The sequence below is a fragment of the Mesorhizobium sp. WSM4836 genome (genome assembly GCF_055811815.1).
The window spans coordinates 94,057-112,632 of sequence record NZ_JBVVQF010000010.1 but is presented as its reverse complement, the minus strand read 5'-3'; the positions used below and the strand labels follow the sequence as shown (position 1 = coordinate 112,632).

Here is an 18,576-nt window from a genome sequence, read left to right as displayed (position 1 = left end):
ACAGGCACAATGGCAACCGAAATCCGCGTCCCGACACTTGGTGAATCCGTCACCGAGGCGACCATCGGCAAATGGTTCAAGAAGGTCGGCGACGCGATCGCAGCCGATGAGCCGCTGGTCGAGCTCGAAACCGACAAGGTGACGGTGGAAGTGCCGGCCGCCGCCGCGGGCACGCTCAGCGAAATCGCCGTCAAGGAAGGCGAGACGGTCGGCGTCGGCGCACTGCTCGGCACGATTTCGGCAGGCGCCGGCGCGGCAGCCAATACCGCCGCCGCCCCGGCGGAGAAACAGGAGGCGGTGTCGCAGGCCTCGGCTCCGACCGCGGCCGCGAGCGTCAAGCAGGCCGCTGCCGAGACGGCCAAGATCGCCGGCGACGCCGGCGCGATCGAGACGCGCACCATGCCGCCGGCGCCGTCGGCGGCGAAGCTGCTGGCCGAGCACAATCTCGCGGTCGACCAGGTGTCGGGCTCGGGCAAGCGCGGCCAGGTGCTGAAAGGCGACGTGCTCGACCTGATCGCCAGGGGCGCGCCGTCACAGCCGGCCGAAATGCCAAAGGCAGCGCCTGTACCGGCACCTGTCGCCGCGCGCGCGCCGTCCTCGGCCGACGATGCGTCGCGCGAGGAGCGCGTGCGCATGACCAAGCTGCGCCAGACCATCGCGCGCCGCCTCAAGGAAGCGCAATCGACCGCCGCCATGCTGACCACCTTCAACGAGGTCGACATGAGCGCGGTGATGGCGCTCCGGACCAAATACAAGGACGTGTTCGAGAAGAAGCACGGCGTGAAGCTCGGCTTCATGGGCTTCTTCACCAAGGCGGTCACCCATGCGCTGAAGGAGATACCGTCGGTCAATGCCGAGATCGACGGCACCGACATCATCTTCAAGAATTACGCCCATATCGGCGTTGCCGTCGGTACCGAGAAAGGGCTTGTCGTGCCGGTTGTGCGCAACGCCGACCAGATGTCCATCGCCGAAATCGAGAAGGAAATCGGCAGGCTGGGCCTTGCGGCGCGCGACGGCAAGCTCTCGGTTGCCGATATGCAAGGCGGCACGTTCACGATTTCCAACGGTGGCGTTTACGGGTCGCTGATGTCGACGCCGATCCTCAATGCGCCGCAATCGGGCATTTTGGGCATGCACAAGATCCAGGAGCGGCCGATGGTGGTCGGCGGCCAGATCGTCATCCGGCCGATGATGTATCTGGCGCTCTCCTATGATCACCGCATCGTCGACGGCAAGGAAGCGGTGACGTTCCTGGTGCGGGTCAAGGAAAGCCTGGAGGATCCCGAGCGGCTGGTGCTCGACCTCTAGGGGCGGCCCGAGTGAGCCGGAGAATGGATCCGCGCCACCGGATGGGTTCCTCTCGTTTCCGGTCCGGTTTGTTTGTCACGATCTGCGCACTCGGCGTGCAGACGGTCTCCGTTGCGCTTGCCGCCTGCCCGCTCGAACTGGCCGTCTATGGCGACACCGAAAACGCCGCCGCGATCGATTTCAGGCCAACCGGCGAATCGGCCGCCGTCACCAACAGTTTCAAGATGGTGCTCGACAACGGAGTCGTGCTCGACGGCATCGTCATGTGGACGGAGGGCGTGGCGCGGCCGCATGGCTCACTGATGTACAAATGCCCGGCCGGCGACGTCACCGGCGACGAGCTCGCCGCCTGCACTGTGTGGGAGGGGGTCATCTATACGGCCGACGACCAAGGCAATATCGCGTTGCTGCCGGGCGAAGGACAGGATGCGCCGAAAAAACTGATCCTTCCCGATCTGGGAGCATCCTTGCAGATGTCGGCGGCCTATGGCGCCAACGGTTTTTCCAAGGTGCCCTGGGACGTCTTTGCCCTGAAAGGATGTCAGGAATGAGCGGAAAAATCCTGCTGGTGACCGGCGGCAGCCGCGGCATTGGCGCCGCTACATGCAGGCTCGCCGCCAAGGCCGGCTATCGCATTGCGGTCAATTACGTGTCGAATGCAAAAGCAGCCGAAACGGTGGTCGCCGACATCGGGGCCGCTGGCGGAGAAGCCTTGGCTGTCAAGGGCGATGTCGGCAGCGAGACGGACGTGGTGGCCATGTTCGAGGCTGTCGATGCCCGTTTCGGTCGGCTCGATGCGCTCGTCAACAATGCCGGCGTGGTCGACCAGAGCGCGCGTGTCGACAAGCTGAGCGCAGCAAGGCTGGAGCGGATGATGCGCATCAATGTAATTGCGCCGATGCTTTGCGCCCGCGAGGCGGTGAAACGCATGTCGACCAGGCATGGCGGCAAGGGCGGCGCGATCGTCAATGTCTCTTCGATCGCGGCAAGGCTTGGCGGGCCGGGTCAATATGTCGACTACGCCGCCTCGAAGGGGGCGGTCGATTCCTTCACCATCGGTCTTGCCCGCGAAGTGGCCGGCGAAGGCATTCGTGTCAACGCGGTCAGTCCGGGCATCATCGACACCGAAATTCATGCCTCCGGCGGTCAGCCGGATCGCGCCGAGAGAACGCGCAAGGTGGTGCCTATGCAGCGCGTCGGCACCGCCGGGGAAGTCGCAGCCGCAATTCTCTGGCTGCTGTCGGATGAGGCGTCCTACACAACCGGCGCCAATCTGGAAATCGGCGGCGGCCGCTAAAGCAAAAGGGACAGTATCATGGCCTATGACGTCGTTATCATCGGATCGGGACCGGGCGGCTATGTCTGCGCCATCAAGGCGGCGCAGCTCGGCCTGAAGACGGCAGTGGTCGAAAAGAACCCGACCTTCGGCGGTACCTGCCTCAACATCGGCTGCATCCCGTCGAAGGCGCTGCTGCATGCGTCCGAGATGTTTGCCGAGGCCGGCCATTCCTTCGACGCGCTCGGGGTCGAGATCGGCGCGCCCAAGCTTAACCTTGGGAAGATGATGGCGCACAAGGATGCGACGGTGACGGCCAACGTCAATGGCGTCGCCTTCCTGTTCAAGAAGAACAAGATCGACAGTTTTCGTGGCACCGGCAAGGTGGTTGCGGCCGGCAAGGTGTCGGTGAGCTCCGATGACGGCAAGGTCGAGGAGATCGAGACCAAGAACATCGTCATCGCCACCGGCTCCGGTGTCGCCGGCATTCCCGGCGTCAAGGTCGATTTCGACGAGAAGGTGGTCATCTCGTCGACTGGCGCGCTGTCGCTGGACAAGGTGCCGGGCCATCTGGTGGTGGTCGGCGGCGGTGTCATCGGTCTGGAGCTCGGCTCGGTCTGGGCGCGGCTCGGCGCCAAGATCACCGTGGTCGAGTTCCTCGACACCATCCTGGGCGGCATGGATGGCGAGGTCTCCAAGCAGTTCCAGCGCCTGCTGTCGAAGCAGGGCTTTGAGTTCAGGCTGGGCGCCAAGGTGACCGGCGTCGCCAAGGCCAAGAAGGGGGCGACCGTCACCTTCCAGCCGGTCAAAGGCGGAGCGGCCGAGACGATCGAGGCGGACGCGGTGCTGATTGCGACGGGACGACGGGCCTATTCGGACGCTCTCGGGCTGAAGGAGGCCGGCGTCGACGTCGATGAACGCGGCCGGGTCAAGACCGACGGCCATCTCAGAACCAACGTGCCCGGCATCTACGCCATCGGCGATGTCATCGCCGGGCCGATGCTTGCCCACAAGGCCGAAGACGAGGGCGTGGCGGTGGCCGAAACCATCGCCGGCCAAGCCGGTCATGTGAACTATGACGTGATTCCGAGCGTCGTCTACACGACGCCGGAAATCGCCTCGGTCGGCAAGACCGAAGAAGAATTGAAGAAGGCCGGCATCGACTACAAGGCCGGAAAATTTCCGTTCAGCGCCAATGGCCGGGCGCGCGCCATGCTCCATACCGACGGCTTTGTGAAAATCCTGGCCGACAAGGCCAGCGACCGCGTGCTCGGCGTCCATATCGTCGGCTTCGGCGCCGGCGAGATGATCCACGAGGCGGCCGTGCTGATGGAATTTGGCGGCTCGTCGGAAGACCTGGCCCGCACCTGTCACGCCCATCCGACAATGTCGGAAGCGGTAAAGGAGGCGGCATTGGCGACGTTCTTCAAGCCCATCCATATCTGAGCAAACGCGGTGAATCGCAAACCTTAGAGATTGGCTGAAACATCCGCGCTTCGTCATCCCAGGCGGAGCAGGAGCGAAGCGACGTCGCGGAGACCCTGGGATCCATGCCGTTACCTAGCGCCAGTGTTCCGGCGAACCAGAATCGAGTGCCTCTTCACATCGGCTGGTAACCGCTCCGCCCCGGGATGACGAAGCCATCGACGGCTGCTCCCAAAAACAAAACGGCCCGCCTTTCAGCGGGCCGTTCATATATTAAATCAGCAGTCTGATTACTGAGGGGCCGGTGCTGGTGCTGGTGCCGGGGCTGGCGCAGGGGCCGGAGCAGGTGCAGGTTCTGCCGGAGCGGGAGCCGGAGCGGGTGTTGCCGGAGCAGGCGCAGGAGCCGGTTCGGCTGGCTTCATCGGCTCGGCAGGTGCTGGAGCCGGAGCCGGTGTGCTGGCTGCGGGCGGTTCGGCAGGCGCAGGTGCCTCGCTACGTCTTCCAAAAACATAATAGGCGACAATTGCCAGGATAACGACGACCAGGGCAATCAGCCAGCCGCTGCCGCCGCCGCGTGGCCGTGCGGTACCCGGTGAGGTGAATGGGTCGTTCGGATTGGGTGTGTTCGCCATAAAAGTGTCCTCCGTGGATGAAAAACATCAAGTAATAGCCATCAACGTACAATCGTTGAATCGGTTTCACATTAGGCGTTGAAAACGCCGAAAACAGGGCAATTCTGATCCGGAATCGCTTGCAGGCATGCATTTCCACCGCAAAATGGGTTCGATCGAGCCAAACCGAACCTTTTTCAGTTTCTTGGCACAAAGCGCGGCCGGTCCTCCGTCGCGCCACGAGCAAGGGCTGATCCCGCCTTGGCAATGATTCGGTGTCCAACTCCGCCGTGTTGTTCAGTTGACGACGGTCACGGTATAGCCGGCCTTGCGGAAACCCTCGCCTAAGCCTTGCGCGCCGGGAAAGTGCATGGCGCCGACCGCCATGAAGACATTGCCGTGGGCGAGGATCGGCGCGGCACGATCGACCATCACCCTGTTGCGGCTGGTGATCATGGTCTGCTCGAATTCGGCGTAACCCGATTGGTCGTCGACCTGTTCGGGAATGACGGTCCGAAACAGCGGTACGTACATGCCAGTGTCGCCACGCCGGTAAAGCACGATCATGGTTTCGTTGACGTCGTTCACCTTGTCGCCAAGCTTCAGCGTATCGACCAGCCCCTTCAGGTGAAAGGCGATCGGCAGCGAAGCCATGGCGCGCAGCTGGTCGGCGATTGTCTCCAACCCCTCGACTGATTTGCCCGAAGCCTCGGCGTCCTTGGCAAGCTTGATGTCGAGCACCGGCGCGCCGCCAGCCTGGCGGGCGACTTCGCATGCAGGCAGCGCCACCATCGCCGACAGCAACCAGGGCTTCATCTTGGCGACGGTCGCTGGCGGGATGCCACGCGCGTCAAGCGCCTTGTCGACCACCGCCGCATCGTCCGGCGACAGCAGCGACGAAAGCGTCGTCTTGTCGGTGAACATCATCAGATCCGGCTCTTTCAGCAATGCGGCCATCATCTTCTGCTTGTCGAGCACTTCGGTGGTCTCGATGACGACGGTGCCAGCCGCATCGAATGCCTTCTGCGCGGCGGGCGGCAGCGTGGTGACGCGCGGGTCGGTAACGTGCATGGTGCCGAACAGGAAGGACGGTTCTTCGCCTGATTTTTCGAGCTTCCACAGCAAGCCCTTGCCGTTCGGTGTTGCTGCCGCGTCCGCCTCGATCTTGCGGTAGGCAGCCGGGTCGTCCCTTTGCAGCGCGCTCAGCATATCGGTACCGGCGCAGACCGGCGTCTCGGCGCGTGCCTTTCCCGCGGCGAGCAGCGCGATGATGAGGAAGCAGAGGAAAAACAGGGCGTTGAGCGCCACGAGCAGCTTCAGCGACACATGGGTCGCGCGGTCGGCGATGGCGATGAGGCGTTTCATGCTGTGCTTCTAGGCGCAAAAAGCGGCAAAACGGTTAATCGGCACATCAAAATTGTTGCGAGATGGTCACCGATTCAACCGTCCATCACGCGCGAGGATGAGCTGCTTCGTAAATCTCGAGCAGCCTCGCGGTGTCGACGCCGGTGTATGTCTGCGTCGTAGACAGGCTGGCATGGCCGAGCAACTCCTGGATGGTGCGCAGGTCGCCGCCGCGCCCAAGCAGATGCGTGGCGAACGAATGGCGCAGCGCATGCGGCGTCGCCGTGTCGGGCAGGTTGAGCGCCGAGCGCAGCTTGGCCATCTCGCGCTGGAGGATTGCCGGGTTGAGCGGGCCGCCGCGGGCACCGCGAAACAGCAAGCCCTTGGGATCGAGATGATAGGGACACAAGCGGCGGTATTCGGCAATCGCCCGCAGCGCCACCGGCAGCACCGGCACCAGCCGCTTCTTGCCGCCCTTGCCAGTGACGCGCAGCACTGTATCGCTGGGCGACGACAGATCGGCGCCCGACAGGCCGAGCGCCTCGGAAATGCGCAAGCCGGACCCATAGAGCAGGGTCAGCACGGCGGCGTTGCGGGCGGCAATCCACGGCTCCTCCGCCAGTTGGCCTTCCACTGAGACAACGTGTTTTGCATCGCTTGCGGTCAGCGGCTTGGGCAGCGATTTCGGCTGCCGCGGCGCGCGCAAGGCTGCCGCCCCTGCCGCATTGGCGAGGCCGCGCCGTTCCAGGAAACGCAGCAGCGAGCGAATGCCGGCCAGCCCGCGCCCAAGCGTGCGGGCGCCGGCGCCCTCGGCACGGCGGGCGGCGAGAAAGCCGCGCAAATCGGCGGGGCGCAGATCGGCAATGTCGGAAATGCCGGGCGAGCCGCCGCAATGGCCGGTCAGGAAATGCAGGAACTGGCGCGTGTCGCGCTCATAGGCCTCGACGGTTTCGGGCGACAGCCGGCGTTCGCGCGCCAGCATCTTCAGCCAGGCCTCGCGCGCCGCCTGAAGATCGGGTTTTGCCGGTATGAGAAATTCCTGCATTGCACTCTTCCAGTTCCCCGCCATCTTCCGGCACGCGGGTTAGGAAGCGGTGAAGAGCGGCATCATTGAAATGACGACGGGCTGGGGTTAGAGCAAGGCAAAGGATTTTCCGCAGATGACCAAGCCGCAAAACCCCGTCCAGATGGCCGTGATCGGTGCCGCGCACGGCATCAAGGGCGAATTGCGCGTCAAGAGCTTTACCGGCGACCCGCTGGCGCTGGCCGATTACGGTCCGCTCTACGCCAGGGATGGCCGCGCCTTCCAGATCGTCGACATCAGGCCTGCCAACACCGTGGTGGTGGTGCGGTTCAAAGGCGTCAACGACCGAAATGCCGCCGAGGCGCTTGCCGGCACCGAATTGTTCGTCGATCGTTCGGTGTTGCCCGATGAGGGCGAAGAGGACGAATTCTACCATGCCGACCTCGTCGGGCTGGAGGTCAAGGACGACACCGGTGCGGTCGTCGGCAAGGTCGTCGCCGTGCATAATTTCGGCGGCGGCGACATTCTCGATGTGACGCTGGCGGGGCGCAAAGGCGTGCTCATCCCGTTCACGCAGGCCGCCGTTCCGGAAGTTTCGATCGCCGGCGGCTTTGTCCGCATCGATCCGGCCGCCGCAGGGTTGGTCGCGGACGAGGGCGGCGAGCCTGCCGGAGACGACGGTTTCGACCCGAAGGGCAGGCCGCGCGGGCCGAGGGACGCCGGAGGCAACCGGTGAGTTTTTCGGCTTCGGTGCTGACGCTCTATCCCGAGATGTTTCCCGGCGCGCTTTGCCTTTCGCTGGCCGGACGCGCGCTCGAGACCGGCATCTGGTCGCTCGAAACGATCCAGATCCGCGACTTTGCCACCGATCGTCACCGTACCGTCGATGACACGCCGGCCGGCGGCGGCGCCGGCATGGTGATGCGGGCAGACGTGCTGGCCAGCGCCATCGACCACGCCTCGCCGCCGGGCGATCGGCGTCCAAAACTGCTGATGAGCCCGCGTGGAAAACCGCTGACGCAGCGCCGTGTGCGCGAGCTCGCCGGCGGGCCGGGTGCGGTGATCGTCTGCGGCCGCTTCGAAGGCGTCGACCAGCGGGTCATCGAGGCGCGCGACCTCGAGGAAGTGTCGATCGGCGACTTCATCCTGTCCGGCGGCGAACCGGCGGCACTCGTGCTGCTCGACGCCGTGGTGCGCCTGTTGCCCGGCGTGATGGGCAACGCGGTATCGGGCGAGGAAGAGAGCTTTGAAAACGGCCTGCTCGAACATCCGCATTATACGCGGCCGCAGGAATTCGAGGGCCGGCCGATTCCCGAAGTGCTGATTTCGGGCAATCACAAGAAGATCGCGGCGTGGCGGCGCGCCGAAGCGGAGAGGCTGACGAAAGAGCGAAGGCCGGATCTTTCAGCCGCTCAACCCTTGTCGAAATAGTAGAAGGCCAGGAACAGGCCGACGGCGATGACGAAGCCGCGCACCGCGTTCTGCGGCACGCGCCTGGCGATCCAAACGCCGGCATAGCCGCCGAGCGCGCCACCCGGAATCATGATGATCGCCTGCAGCCAGGCGATGACACCGCCGGAGACAAAGACCAGGATGGCGACCGCAGCGATGACCACGGCCAGCATGTTCTTCAGCGCGTTCAGCCGGTGATAGTCGCCGGACTGGGTGAGGCCGAGCGTCGCCAGCATCATGACGCCCATGCCGGCGCCGAAGAAGCCGCCATAGACCGAGGTGGTGAACTGCGCCAGCGACCCGACCAGCGAACCCACGGCGGCTTCATGCTCCGGCTTGGGCGCCGGCTTCAGCCATGGCCCGGCAGCGAACAATGCGGTTGCCGCCAGCAGCAGCCACGGCACTAAGGCGCGGAACGACGGGTTGTCGAGCCCTAGAAGGATGAGCGCGCCAGACAGCGCACCGAGAGCCGAAATGAGACTGAGCAGCAGTGCGCCGCGCCAGAAATGCTTGATGTCGTGCCAATAGGCGAGCGTCGAGGTGATGTAGCCAGGAAATTGCGTCACCGACGATGTCGCATTGGCCACGATCGGCGGCAGGCCGGCCAGGGTCATGGCGCCAAAGGTTATGAACGTGCCGCCGCCGGCGACGGCGTTGACCGCGCCTGATAGAAAGCCGGCGAGAAAGAGCAGGACCGCGTCCAAGATTGGCATGAGGAGTGTCGTCGCTGGAGGAAAATGCTTATTCCGGCTTAGAAAGCTTGAAGCGCGGGCGCAACCCCCTGGACCACAAGCGATCACGGGATTGCCACAGCGGGCGCCAGCCAAAAAGAAGCAGCGCCAAAAAAGAAACAGGCAAGGCGTGACAAAGTGCCGAAATAGCTGTATGTGCGCGCCGAACCGGAAGAAAATTCTCCCGGACCCGTCAACAATGACGGTGTAGTCGCCCCTGCCCGAAGTTCTCGAACGAAGGGCATAGCCGAGCGGTCGATGCGACTGCAAGGCGAGTGTCGGACGCTCTGACTGTCGGAAGAACAAGAAGTGGAATTATGAGATGGACATCCTCCGTCAGCTCGAGGCCGAGCAGGCCGCCAAGATCGAAGCTAAGCGCAAGCTTCCCGAATTCCAGCCCGGCGATACCGTGCGCGTCCAGGTCCGCGTGACCGAAGGCACCCGCACCCGCGTCCAGGCCTATGAGGGCGTCGTCATCGCGCGCGCCGGCGCCGGCTTCCAGGAAAACTTTACCGTCCGCAAGATCTCCTACGGCGAAGGCGTGGAGCGTGTGTTCCCGGTCTATTCGCCTATGGTCGAGGGCGTCGAGATCGTGCGCCGCGGCAAGGTGCGTCGCGCCAAGCTGTACTATTTGCGTGACCGTCGCGGCAAATCGGCGCGTATTTCGGAAAACACCGGCGTGCGCGCCCGCAAGCTCAACGATGAAGAGCGCGATGCGCTGAACGCCGAGAAGGCGCGCATCGAGGCCGAGAAAGTGGCCGCCGCCCAGGCGCTGGCCGCCGAGAAGGCTGCGCAGGACGCCGCCGAGAAGAAGGCCGCCGACGAGGCAGAGGCAGCTAAGGCTGCGGAAGCAGCTGCCGCCGAATAAGGCTCTTCAAGAACGTATTTTCGGAAAGGCGGCTTCGGCCGCCTTTTTGTTTCGCGAGGCGGATTCTATTTTGCCGGGCCGCGTCGGTCCGCTATCGAAACGGATCGTTCCGTAATCCCTTCGTTGAAAGCATTGGAATCCATTTTCGTGCCGAACGCCGCATCGGAGCGGCTTGCAAGGCGCCGGCGGAAAGCTAAAGTCGGCGCCGGATTTCCTGCGTGCCTCGGCCGATCGAGGCGGTTCAGTTCCTGGGGAGCATCGTCATGATCAATTCGAAACTGCTGCTGGCCGGCCTGCTGGCTTGCCTTCTCGTGCCTGTCGCGGCTCTGGCGCAGGCGCTGCCCGACCTCGGCGGCAAGAAAGTGGTGGTGGTGACGGAAAATGCCTATCCGCCGCTGCAGTTCATCGACGCCAAGACCGGCAAGCAGATCGGTTGGGAATATGACGCGATGAACGAGATCGCCAAGCGGCTGAACTTCAAGGTCGAATACCAGAACACCTCCTGGGACGCGATGATCCAGGCGGTTTCCGACAATCAGTACAACATCGGCATGACCGGCATCACCATCAAGGACGACCGCAAGCAGAAGGTCGATTTCTCCGACCCCTATATGCGCTCGGAACAGTTCATGCTGGTGCGCGGCGACGAGAAGCGCTTCAGCGACGCCAAGACGTTCGCCGCCTTCAAGGATGGGCTGATCGGCGCGCAGGCCGGCACCACGCCCTTCTACACCGCCGTCTACAGCGTGCTCGACGGCAATGAGCAGAACCCGCGCATCAAGCTGTTCGAGACATTCGGCGCGACGGTGCAGGCGTTGAAGACCGGCGACGTCGACGTCGTGCTCACCGACGGCACTGCCGGCAAGGGCTATGTCGATGCGTCCAATGGCGGCCTTAAGCTGATCGGCGGCCCGCTCGGCACCGAGGATTTCGGCTTCATCTTCCCCAAGGGTTCGGACCTGGTAAAGCCGGTCAACGCGGCAATCGCCGCGCTCAAGGCCGACGGCACGCTCGACGCACTCAACAAGAAGTGGTTCCTCGATTACAAGATGGGGCAGTAGGACTTTTGTCGCGGGTGCGGGGTGATGCGCGGGAACGCGTGCTGACTCTGGGCGACTCTATCACCGGTACTGCTTGATGCCGCCGGCGCCCCCAACCACCACCAAATCCGACTTCCCCTGGTGGCTTGCCGTGGCCGTGGCGATCGCCTTGGCGGCCGCCATCTTCATCGCGGCCAGCGACCTCTATGCCCAGGTGTTCGCGACCGTCGCCAAGGGCATCGGCGTCACCATCTTTGTCACTGTGGTCGCCTTCGCGCTGGCTTGCGCGATCGGGCTCGGCGTCGCACTGATGGGCCTGTCAGGGTCACGCTGGCTCAGCCAGATCGCCCGTTTCTATGTCGAGATCATCCGCGGCGTGCCGATGCTGGTGCTGTTGTTCTGGATCGCCTTTGCCGGCGCTCCGGCCTTCGTCGCGGCATGGAACGTGCTGACGGCGCCGCTGCAAAGCGCCGGCTTGTTTGGCGAGCTGCTGGTACGGGACGTCTCGCTTTTATGGCGCGCCGTCATGGCGCTGACCATAGGCTATTCCGCCTTCATCTCGGAGGTGTTCCGCGCCGGTATCCAGGCGGTCGAGAAGGGGCAGATCGAGGCGGCGAAGGCGCTCGGGCTGACGCGTACTCAGCGCTTCCGGCTGGTCGTCTTTCCGCAGGCGATCCGCACCATCCTGCCGCCGCTCGGCAATGATTTCGTCGCCATGGTCAAGGATTCCTCGCTGGTCTCGGTGCTAGGCGTCGCCGACATCACCCAGATGGGCAAGATCTACGCCGTCGGCTCGTTCCGCTTCTTCGAAACCTATTCGATCGTCGCCTATATATATCTCATCCTGACGGTCGGCCTGTCGCTGGCCTTGCGGGCGCTGGAGAAGCGGCTGCGCCACCAGAATGGGGAATAGAAGGCAGGCGAAATCGGCGCTACCATCGAGCGGACGCGACCGGGGAGGACCCATGATCATCGACAAGGCCAATGCGGCGCTGGAAGCGGTCTATACGGCCGACACGCCTGAGGCGTTGGCCAAGGCCTATGAGGAATGGGCCGCGACCTATGACGGCGAAACCGCGGCGCTCGGCTATCTCCTGCCGTTCCTGATCACCGCCTGGGTGGCGCGCCACGTGCCGCCCGGCGGAGGGCCGCTGCTCGACGCCGGCTGCGGCACCGGCCTCTCGGGGCCGTCGCTCAAGGCACTCGGCTATCACGATATTGCCGGGCTCGACCTGTCGCAGGACATGCTGAAAATCGCCGGCAGCCGGCAGGCCTACAGCGAGCTGAAACAGGCGATGCTCGGCGGGCCATTGCCCTGGGCGGACGGGTATTTCCGCGCCTTCTTCTCGACCGGCGTGTTCACCATCAGCCACGCGCCGGCGTCGGGCCTGCATGAGCTGGTGCGCATCACCAGGAAGGGCGGCCACGCCATCTTCACGGTTCGTGACCAGGTGTTTGAAAGTGGCGGGTTTAAGGCCGTGTTTGACGAACTGGAGCAGGCGGAAAAATGGCGGCCGGTCGAGGAGAGCCCGTGGTTCCGCTGCTACGCAATCGCCGAGCCCGACGCGCTGGTGAAAACGTTTGTGTTCGAGGTGGTTTGAGCAAGCTTGGCCGTTGCTCCTCGCCCCGCAAAGCGGGGGAGAGGAACCTAGGTTCCGCGCCACGCACCCGCCGATTGCTGAAAAGCCAAAACATTGATATGAGCAGCGCCATGGAAGAGCTTTTTGGCGATCCGGCCTACAAAGGTTTCGTGCTGCAGGACAGAAAACGCCTGCCGTCGCGATTTTCCGCGCGCGTTTCCGGCGCTCTGACCAGCCGACTTAGCTAGGGCAGACTCGCCAGGCTGTTTCGCCGGGCCGACCGGCGTCCTTTTCCCTGTTTAAGATCGACGGATTTACGCACATGAGCGCACCGCGCACCCTCTACGATAAGATTTTCGACGACCATGTCGTCGACCGCCAGGACGACGGCACCTGCCTGCTCTATATCGACCGCCATCTGGTCCACGAAGTCACCAGCCCGCAGGCTTTCGAAGGCCTGCGCATGACCGGCCGCAAGGTTCGGCATCCGGAAAAGACGCTGGCCGTCGTCGACCACAATGTGTCGACCTCGCCGGAGCGCAAGTTCGGCATCAAGAACGAGGAAAGCCGCATCCAGGTCGAGGCGCTGGCCAAGAACGCCAAGGATTTCGGTATCGAATATTATTCCGAGAAGGACATCCGCCAGGGCATCGTCCACATCATCGGTCCCGAGCAGGGCTTTACGCTGCCCGGCATGACCATCGTCTGCGGCGACAGCCACACCTCGACGCATGGCGCGTTCGGGGCGCTGGCGCATGGCATCGGCACCTCGGAAGTCGAGCATGTGCTGGCGACGCAGACGCTGATCCAGCGCAAGGCCAAGAACATGCTGGTACGCGTCGACGGCGCACTGCCGGAAGGCGTCACCGCCAAGGACATCATTCTCGCCATCATCGGCGAGATCGGCACGGCGGGCGGCACCGGCTATGTCATCGAATATGCCGGCGAGGCGATCCGCGCGCTGTCGATGGAGGGCCGCATGACGATCTGCAACATGTCGATCGAAGCCGGCGCGCGCGCCGGCCTGATCGCGCCCGACGACACCACTTTCGCCTATGTCAAGGACAAGCCGCGCGCCCCCAAGGGCGAAGCCTGGGATGCCGCGCTCGCCTACTGGAAGACGCTGCAGTCTGACGAAGGCGCGCATTTCGACAAGGCGGTCGTGCTCGACGCGGCAAAACTGCCGCCGATCGTCTCCTGGGGCTCCTCGCCCGAAGACGTGGTCTCGGTGCAAGGCATCGTGCCGAACCCGGACGACATCGCCGACGACAACAAGCGCACCTCCAAGCAACGCGCACTCGACTATATGGGCCTGACGCCGGGCACCAAGATCACCGATATCGAACTCGACCGCGTCTTCATCGGTTCCTGCACCAATGGCCGCATCGAGGATCTGCGTGCCGCCGCCAAGGTGATCGAAGGCAAGAAGGTCAATCCGCGGGTCAGTGCGATGATCGTGCCGGGTTCCGGCCTGGTCAAGGAACAGGCCGAGGCCGAAGGCCTCGACAAGATCTTTGTCGCCGCAGGCTTTGACTGGCGCGAGCCGGGCTGCTCGATGTGCCTTGCCATGAATGACGACCGGCTGAAGCCGCATGAGCGCTGCGCCTCGACTTCGAACCGCAATTTCGAGGGCCGCCAAGGCTTCAAGGGCCGTACGCACCTGGTGTCGCCGGCAATGGCGGCGGCGGCGGCGATCGCCGGCCATTTCGTCGACATCCGCGATTGGAAATAGCGCAGGGCGCGTGCAGTCGGATATGAGGCCCGAGCCGCAATGCGGTTCGGGCCTTCTTTTCAGCCGGGCCGTCTGACGAATTCGTGGAATCCCTCACGTCGGCCGGGTTGATTCTTTGCGACGACCAGCGCCAGCTGGCGCTCGTCGAAGAGCTTGAACCATTCGTCCCATTCGACCAGTTCGTAGCCGCCGGCATTGACCGGGCGTTCGGCCTCATCCTGGTCCTGGTAGGCATGCTGGCCGAAGACCAGCCTCAGCATGGGCTGCGTTCCGGCTTCCGGCGACACGTCGACAATCGCCGGAAAGCCGGCGCGCGCCGCGGCCCATGAGCGAATTGCATCGTGATCGGTCAGCATGATCGTGTCGGCCATCGGAGCGTCTCCTGGTTGCCGTCGTGAAACGCCGCCCGCGTTTCGCGGTTCCGCCCAGCGGCTTTGTTCGTGCATCGTGTATATATTCGCTTTCGCTTAACCGCTTGTTTGGGCTTCCGCTCTAAGGTCCTCCAAGGGGAAGCGAGGGGAACTCACAGCGCTTGGACACCGGCCTGCTCATAGCGCTGCTCAATCCAGGCATCGCCCTCACACTCGGCGCGGCATTTCTCGTGCTGTGGTTCTATCAGCGCCACCGTCCCTATCTGGCCGTGTTGGCGGCGGGCTACTCGGCCTCGGCCGCAGGCTTCCTGCTCCAGTATTTCACGCTGCCGGTCGGTATGGCGCCGACCAAGCTCATCTCGGTCCTGTGCTTCACTTTTGCCACTTGCTGTCTCGCCGCCGCGGTCATTGCGCGCTACGGGCGGCGCGTGCCTTACCCGGCGGTCGGCATTCTGGCCTGCGGCGGCCTGGCCGCGTTCTCGTGGTTTCTTTTTGCCCGGCCGGATCTGACCTGGCGCATCCTTGCCGTCAATTTCAGTTTCGGCGCCATCAGCCTGGTTGTCGCTGCCGAGTTGCGCGTGGTGCGCAACAACGGCCCGACGGAAATGATCCTGTTCGTGCTGTCGCTGCTTTCCGGCCTGAACTTCCTGGCGCGGACGCTTGCCGTCGTCATCGCACATGGGCCGTTCACCAGCTATGAAGGGCTTTACACCTCGTCCTACTGGACGACGGCGCTGCTGTCGCATGCGTTGCTGTCGCTGCTTATAGCACTTTGCCTGTTCGGCGCCGCCGCGCTCGATGTGATGAAGGCCCTGAAGACCGAAACCCTGACCGACCCGCTATCTGGGCTGCTCAACCGCCGCGGCTTCGAGGAGCGCGCCACGCTTGTCCTGCAGCACTGCGCCATGGCGCGCTTGCCGGTTACGCTGGTGCTGGCCGATCTCGATCATTTCAAGGCACTCAACGATCGGCATGGCCACGCGGCCGGCGATCGCGTCATCGCCGACTTCGCCGCCAAGCTTCTGTCGGCTGCAGGCACGCGCGGCGTTGCCGGCCGCATCGGCGGCGAGGAGTTTGCCGTGCTGTTGCCGCTCAGCGACCTTGGCGCGGCAAGACTGTTTGCCGAAGCCATTCGCTCGCTCTATGCGGCGGGCAGCATCGACGGGCTTCCGCCCGAGACAAGAGTGACCGCGAGCTTCGGCGTGGCCGCCCGTACCGGCGACGAAGGGCTGGATCCGCTGATGCGCCGGGCCGACGAAGCGCTATACAAAGCCAAGAGGAATGGCCGCGACAGCGTGTGCCTGTCCTATCAGCGGCCTGAAGCGGTCGTCCTTCCCGATCGGACCAGTGCCGGCTAAGCGTCAGCGGCGGCTTCGAATTAACGTCTTTTTCGCGCCTCGGTGATTTGCTGTTCGGCGGGGAGTGCCAAAACGCAATGGGCAGCGCTAATTTCATCCTGGTGATCAACCTGTTCGTTGCCGGGCTGCTGGCAGCGGCGTTCATGACAATAGCGGTCTATGACGCCGGACGTGTATCGGCGCGCTGGCTGGCGTTCGGCTATGTGCTCGGCATGGCTTATTTCGCGATCGAGTTCAGCATTCCTGCCTTCGACAATGCGCGCCCCGTGGTTGTCGCCGCCTTTGCCGCTTTCCTCGGTGCCACCGTCGCCTTCAATGGCGGGCTTGCTCGCAAATACGGCGTCACGCCGCCTTGGCCGCCGATGCTGTTCTTCCTGGTCTTCGCCACCCTAGCGGTCTACTTGGTACAGGACCTGCCACGTCAGTCCTTTGTGCGAATGGCCGCCTACCAGCTTCCCTATGCGGCCATGCAATTCACCGGGCTGGCGATCGTCTTGTCGTCCAGGCAAAGACGCGAGCGGCTCGACTACATGCTGATGGCTGTCCTGGCGGCTAGCACCCTGCAGTTCGCCAGCAAACCCTTCATCGCCCATGCGCTTGGTGGCTGGGGCGCCAACCCGCAATCTTATGCGCAGACCAGCTACGCGTTGGTGTCGCAGTCTATCGGCACCGTGTTCGGCCTGGCGCTTGCACTGGTGACATTGGCTATCCTGGTCCGCGACGTGCTCGCCGAGGCGACGTCGAGGTCGGAAACCGATACGCTTTCACGGCTGCTCAACCGTGGCGGCTTCGAGCGCCATGCCGAGATCGCACTGCGCGACGCCATGCGGCGGGCCGTTCCAGCGGCACTGGTCATTGCCGATCTCGACCACTTCAAGCGCATCAACGATACTTACGGCCACGCGTCCGGCGATCGGGTTATCGAGACCTTTGCCGGTTTCCTCCGCGAGGCCGCGGCCGACCATCATGTTGCCGGCCGCATCGGCGGCGAGGAATTCGCTATTTTCCTGCCGGGGACCAATCTAGCCGCCGCCCGGCTCTTTGCCGAGGGCACGCGTACCGCCTTCGGTGCCACGCCCATCGACTGCCTGCCGGCGGATCATCGCTGCAGCGCCAGCTTCGGCGTTGCCGAGCTTGGTCCGGGCGAAAGCTTTTCCGACCTGCTGCGGCGCGCCGACAAAGCGCTTTATCAGGCGAAGGGCAGCGGCCGCGATTGCGTGCGTGTCTCGGCGGGGCCGGCTGCTGCCCAGCCGGCGCCGTCGACAAAGGGCGGCGTCAGCGGCAGGGGCTGAGCTCGGGCATCTGGCCGTCGGAGAGGCCGTACATATAGCTGCGGCCTTTCACGAAAACCGGCGGCCTGTAGCAGTCGCCGCCGCGGACATCGACCGATTCGTTTTCGTAGATCACGTCGGGCTCGCCGGCGTTGGTGTAGTTGGACAATTCCTTGGCCAGCTTGCCCTCGCCGACGAGGATACGCTTGTAGCCGGCGGTGCTTTCGATGACCAGATTGCCGATGGAATCGGCATAGACGCGGTCGTGGTGGCGCGTCCCGGCGAATGCCGGTGCCGCGATGCCGACGGCGAGCGCCGCCAATAGAAACCAGGGAAAGCGCGATCCTGCTGAATTCGAATGCATGGCGTGCTGCTCCATTGCTGAGAGGCAAGCCTCCTCGAATCAGAAATTAACCTTTTATTAACCTTTGTTAAGAGGGCAACCGACACCGCTGCGAGGTCTCGAAAAACATGGTTAATTTCGATCGCCCACCGGCCATCATTCGGCCATGCCTTGTCCCCACCATCGCCAGCATCGAGCGCGACTCAAAAGGGATGAAATCCGGTGGCTTGCCGGAGCATCGCGGCGGGCTCGATGTGCGCGGGGGAAAGCAGCATATGAGATTACGCCGCACGTTTCGGATGGCGCTGGCTATTCCGCCGCTGCTAGCTGCCGCCGCCTGCGCGCCGCAGGCCAGCGCGCCCAAGCTCGGCAATACGGCCGCGGCTTCCGTATCGCTTGCTCCCGCCGCCAGCGAACCGACGGCACGGCAGCCGCGTACTGCTACTTACCACTGCGCCGACGGTAGCGTGATGACCATCGAGAATCTCGGCACGTCGGTGCGCGTGCTCGGCCCCGACGGCGCCGGCTCCGAGCTGCCGGCCTCACCGGCCAATCAGACCAGCCGTTACGGTGAGGCGCATGACGCGATCGTGATCGATGGGCGTGACGCGCTGGTGATGAAGGGCGGTGCATCACCGTTGGCCTGTAAACGCTGATCCCCCCGGTGCGGCAGCAATATTTTGCAGTGCAGCGACATTGTGCCGGCTCAAGGCGACAGTCCTAATCGATTGAACCTGAAAGCCTCGCTTTCATCAGATTAAATTACGTTTTCGAAACGGTTTTCCGGCTTTGACGCGGTGCAAAAAGAGCATTAGAAACCGGCTGTCCGAAGTCGCAAC

Annotated in this window: 21 protein-coding genes; 16 read left to right on the top strand and 5 right to left on the bottom strand. The window is 63.8% G+C overall.

What is annotated here, in order from left to right; all coding sequences use genetic code 11:
• The first annotated feature begins 9 nt into the window (after positions 1-9).
• The 5 genes from odhB to AC0L2P_RS14355 all read left to right on the top strand — a co-directional run bounded on the left by odhB (position 10) and on the right by AC0L2P_RS14355 (position 4,547).
• Positions 10-1,311, top strand: a complete 1,302-nt coding sequence (odhB, locus tag AC0L2P_RS14375; protein ID WP_473501921.1) for a 2-oxoglutarate dehydrogenase complex dihydrolipoyllysine-residue succinyltransferase — start codon at positions 10-12, stop codon at positions 1,309-1,311.
• Between the two features lie 23 nt (positions 1,312-1,334).
• Entirely contained in the window at positions 1,335-1,862 is a 528-nt protein-coding gene (locus AC0L2P_RS14370) for a hypothetical protein (RefSeq protein WP_473501920.1), read from the top strand.
• The gene (locus tag AC0L2P_RS14365; RefSeq protein ID WP_473501918.1) at positions 1,859-2,608 is read left to right on the top strand and encodes an SDR family oxidoreductase; all 750 of its coding nucleotides are present in this window, start codon (positions 1,859-1,861) and stop codon (positions 2,606-2,608) included. Before AC0L2P_RS14370 ends, AC0L2P_RS14365 begins: the two co-directional genes overlap by 4 nt.
• An 18-nt stretch (positions 2,609-2,626) precedes the next feature.
• Positions 2,627-4,033 (top strand): dihydrolipoyl dehydrogenase, encoded by a 1,407-nt coding sequence (gene lpdA / locus AC0L2P_RS14360; RefSeq protein ID WP_473501917.1) that lies wholly within the window; start codon positions 2,627-2,629, stop codon positions 4,031-4,033.
• A gap of 283 nt (positions 4,034-4,316) precedes the next feature.
• Positions 4,317-4,547, top strand: coding sequence for a hypothetical protein (locus AC0L2P_RS14355; protein ID WP_473501916.1), 231 nt, complete (start codon positions 4,317-4,319; stop codon positions 4,545-4,547).
• A gap of 373 nt (positions 4,548-4,920) precedes the next feature.
• Here the strand turns inward: AC0L2P_RS14355 and AC0L2P_RS14350 are convergent, their stop codons facing one another.
• Positions 4,921-5,988, bottom strand: a complete 1,068-nt coding sequence (locus AC0L2P_RS14350; protein ID WP_473501915.1) for a TraB/GumN family protein — start codon at positions 5,986-5,988, stop codon at positions 4,921-4,923.
• Positions 5,989-6,073: 85 nt separating this feature from the next.
• A complete protein-coding gene (locus tag AC0L2P_RS14345) occupies positions 6,074-7,012 on the bottom strand; it encodes a tyrosine recombinase XerC (protein ID WP_473501914.1) in 939 nt (312 codons plus the stop codon).
• Positions 7,013-7,127: 115 nt separating this feature from the next.
• Between AC0L2P_RS14345 and rimM the strand changes: the two genes are divergently transcribed.
• Positions 7,128-7,727, top strand: a complete 600-nt coding sequence (gene rimM / locus AC0L2P_RS14340) for a ribosome maturation factor RimM (RefSeq protein ID WP_473501913.1) — start codon at positions 7,128-7,130, stop codon at positions 7,725-7,727.
• Positions 7,724-8,422, top strand: coding sequence for a tRNA (guanosine(37)-N1)-methyltransferase TrmD (trmD, locus tag AC0L2P_RS14335; RefSeq protein ID WP_473501912.1), 699 nt, complete (start codon positions 7,724-7,726; stop codon positions 8,420-8,422). The genes rimM and trmD overlap by 4 nt, the downstream gene beginning before the upstream one ends.
• Here the strand turns inward: trmD and AC0L2P_RS14330 are convergent.
• Positions 8,404-9,156, bottom strand: coding sequence for a sulfite exporter TauE/SafE family protein (locus AC0L2P_RS14330; protein ID WP_473501911.1), 753 nt, complete (start codon positions 9,154-9,156; stop codon positions 8,404-8,406). The genes trmD and AC0L2P_RS14330 overlap by 19 nt on opposite strands.
• Positions 9,157-9,496: 340 nt before the next feature.
• Here AC0L2P_RS14330 and rplS point away from each other — a divergent pair, with 340 nt between their 5' ends.
• The 6 genes from rplS (at position 9,497) to leuC (ending at position 14,394) form a co-directional block, all read left to right on the top strand.
• Positions 9,497-10,042 (top strand): 50S ribosomal protein L19, encoded by a 546-nt coding sequence (gene rplS, locus AC0L2P_RS14325; protein ID WP_473501910.1) that lies wholly within the window; start codon positions 9,497-9,499, stop codon positions 10,040-10,042.
• A gap of 263 nt (positions 10,043-10,305) precedes the next feature.
• On the top strand, positions 10,306-11,103 hold the full coding sequence (locus tag AC0L2P_RS14320; RefSeq protein WP_473501909.1) for a transporter substrate-binding domain-containing protein: 798 nt from the start codon (positions 10,306-10,308) through the stop codon (positions 11,101-11,103).
• 76 nt (positions 11,104-11,179) lie between these two features.
• A complete protein-coding gene (locus tag AC0L2P_RS14315; protein ID WP_473501907.1) occupies positions 11,180-11,995 on the top strand; it encodes an amino acid ABC transporter permease in 816 nt (271 codons plus the stop codon).
• A 52-nt stretch (positions 11,996-12,047) separates the two neighbouring features.
• The gene (locus AC0L2P_RS14310) at positions 12,048-12,683 is read left to right on the top strand and encodes a class I SAM-dependent DNA methyltransferase (protein WP_473501906.1); all 636 of its coding nucleotides are present in this window, start codon (positions 12,048-12,050) and stop codon (positions 12,681-12,683) included.
• A 74-nt stretch (positions 12,684-12,757) separates the two neighbouring features.
• Positions 12,758-12,910 (top strand): hypothetical protein, encoded by a 153-nt coding sequence (locus tag AC0L2P_RS14305; RefSeq protein ID WP_473502035.1) that lies wholly within the window; start codon positions 12,758-12,760, stop codon positions 12,908-12,910.
• Positions 12,911-12,984: 74 nt separating this feature from the next.
• On the top strand, positions 12,985-14,394 hold the full coding sequence (gene leuC, locus AC0L2P_RS14300; RefSeq protein ID WP_473501905.1) for a 3-isopropylmalate dehydratase large subunit: 1,410 nt from the start codon (positions 12,985-12,987) through the stop codon (positions 14,392-14,394).
• A gap of 59 nt (positions 14,395-14,453) precedes the next feature.
• Here the strand turns inward: leuC and AC0L2P_RS14295 are convergent, their stop codons facing one another.
• Positions 14,454-14,765: a hypothetical protein gene (locus AC0L2P_RS14295; RefSeq protein ID WP_473501904.1), complete on the bottom strand. Its 312-nt coding sequence runs from the start codon at positions 14,763-14,765 to the stop codon at positions 14,454-14,456.
• A gap of 161 nt (positions 14,766-14,926) precedes the next feature.
• Here AC0L2P_RS14295 and AC0L2P_RS14290 point away from each other — a divergent pair, with 161 nt between their 5' ends.
• Both AC0L2P_RS14290 and AC0L2P_RS14285 read left to right on the top strand, forming a co-directional pair.
• Positions 14,927-16,123 carry a GGDEF domain-containing protein gene (locus AC0L2P_RS14290; RefSeq protein ID WP_473501903.1) on the top strand — a complete coding sequence of 399 codons (1,197 nt, stop codon included), beginning with the start codon at positions 14,927-14,929 and terminating at the stop codon, positions 16,121-16,123.
• Between the two features lie 77 nt (positions 16,124-16,200).
• Positions 16,201-17,415, top strand: coding sequence for a GGDEF domain-containing protein (locus AC0L2P_RS14285; RefSeq protein ID WP_473501902.1), 1,215 nt, complete (start codon positions 16,201-16,203; stop codon positions 17,413-17,415).
• Here AC0L2P_RS14285 and AC0L2P_RS14280 read toward each other — a convergent pair.
• On the bottom strand, positions 17,399-17,758 hold the full coding sequence (locus AC0L2P_RS14280; RefSeq protein WP_473501901.1) for a hypothetical protein: 360 nt from the start codon (positions 17,756-17,758) through the stop codon (positions 17,399-17,401). The two genes, AC0L2P_RS14285 and AC0L2P_RS14280, sit on opposite strands and share 17 nt — an antisense overlap.
• A gap of 107 nt (positions 17,759-17,865) precedes the next feature.
• Between AC0L2P_RS14280 and AC0L2P_RS14275 the strand changes: the two genes are divergently transcribed.
• Positions 17,866-18,393, top strand: a complete 528-nt coding sequence (locus AC0L2P_RS14275; RefSeq protein WP_473501900.1) for a hypothetical protein — start codon at positions 17,866-17,868, stop codon at positions 18,391-18,393.
• Positions 18,394-18,576: the final 183 nt, after the last annotated feature.